This window comes from Acetivibrio straminisolvens JCM 21531 (assembly GCF_000521465.1).
Taxonomy (GTDB): domain Bacteria; phylum Bacillota; class Clostridia; order Acetivibrionales; family Acetivibrionaceae; genus Hungateiclostridium; species Hungateiclostridium straminisolvens.
The window spans coordinates 1-1,277 of record NZ_BAVR01000160.1; the positions used below are offsets into that span (position 1 = coordinate 1).

The window sequence follows — 1,277 nt, forward strand, 5'->3', positions numbered from 1 at the left end:
ACAGATAATATCTGAAATCGGGGATATAAACCGTTTCCCTGACTCAGATAAGCTGGCTCGGTTTATGGGCTTGGCACCGGTGCAATTCAGCTCTGCCGGAAAGGGTAAAGACCAAAGATGCAGGAATGGCAACAGGGCACTAAATGCGATATTTCACTTTCTCGCAATCCAGATGGTAGCAGTATCGGCCTCAGGAAAGCCAAGACACCCGGTATTCAGGGAGTATTTTGAGCAGAAGGTCAAAGAGGGCAAGAACAAGCCACAGGCGCTTGTGTGCGTGGCAAGGCGGCTTGTGAGGATAATCTACGGCATGATGAAAACCAGGACGGAATACAGGCCATATGAAAAGGTTGACGACAAGAACTGATTTTATATTCTGGAAGCAAAGCGATGGAAGATAATTCTTTTTTTCGTTGAGATATGGTAACAGGAATTATATAATAGATATAGTCCTTGTAGTGAGGGAACGCGTAGTACTGGACAAGGATTTAAGACATTTAATGAGGCGAAGAAAGCATTGGGTTCACCAGGAGAAGGTAATGCGTGGCATCATATTGTTGAACAATCTCAAATAACGAAATCCGGATTTGACCCAACTCAGATCCATAATACCAACAATCTAATTGCAGTTGACAAAGCCACACATGCGAAGATTAGCGGATATTATAATACGTCAACATTCCAATTTACAAATGGCTTAAAAGTACGTGACTGGTTAGCTGGTCAAAGTTTTGAAGCACAATATGAATTTGGATTAAAAGTCCTTAGAGATTTTGGGGTGATTAAATAATGAAGAAAAAACTATCTGCTGAAGAGATTAGAAGTCAGTATATTAAAAGCCTATTAATAATTGAAAAATCAAATTTAGAAGGAGAATACAAAATAGGGAATAAAGAGGGAAAGAAAATAATAAAACTTTTTAAACTATTAGAGGAAGACATTGATTTAGCCAAAGAAGTATTACCATCACTTTTTGAACATGAATCTGTAAAGGTAAAAATCTGCGTGGCTGCTCATTGTTTGGCATTAGAAATATTTGAAGAACAAGCAGTTGATATTTTAGAAAAGATATCCGAGCTTAATCTGAGAGTTTTTTCTTTCGAGGCTGAAATGACACTAAAAGTTTGGCGTGAGCAGGTATTTAAGAGTTTATCAGAAGTAAAAAGAAAGTATGGCATAACGAGCAAGGTCACACAGTTTCGGCTGGTGTGGCCTTTTTTCTTACTAATGCTTGACATACCGTAATACAATGCGATACAATTAAACCAATGAGAAAT

General features: G+C 38.2%; 3 protein-coding genes. All 3 read left to right on the plus strand.

Annotated features, from left to right (window positions below):
* The coding region (locus JCM21531_RS17250; protein ID WP_038291683.1) for an IS110 family transposase at positions 1-367 on the plus strand (367 nt) is incomplete at its 5' end.
* A gap of 150 nt (positions 368-517) precedes the next feature.
* Complete coding sequence (locus tag JCM21531_RS17255; RefSeq protein ID WP_038291685.1) at positions 518-790, plus strand: hypothetical protein; 273 nt, start codon at positions 518-520, stop codon at positions 788-790.
* On the plus strand, positions 790-1,245 hold the full coding sequence (locus JCM21531_RS17260; RefSeq protein WP_038291686.1) for a hypothetical protein: 456 nt from the start codon (positions 790-792) through the stop codon (positions 1,243-1,245). Before JCM21531_RS17255 ends, JCM21531_RS17260 begins: the two co-directional genes overlap by 1 nt.
* Positions 1,246-1,277: the final 32 nt, after the last annotated feature.

What these genes read in the sequence shown, in the direction of transcription:
- JCM21531_RS17260 (WP_038291686.1), top strand. Translation starts at nt 790, where the DNA reads ATGAAGAAAAAACTATCTGCTGAAGAGATTAGAAGTCAGTATATTAAA.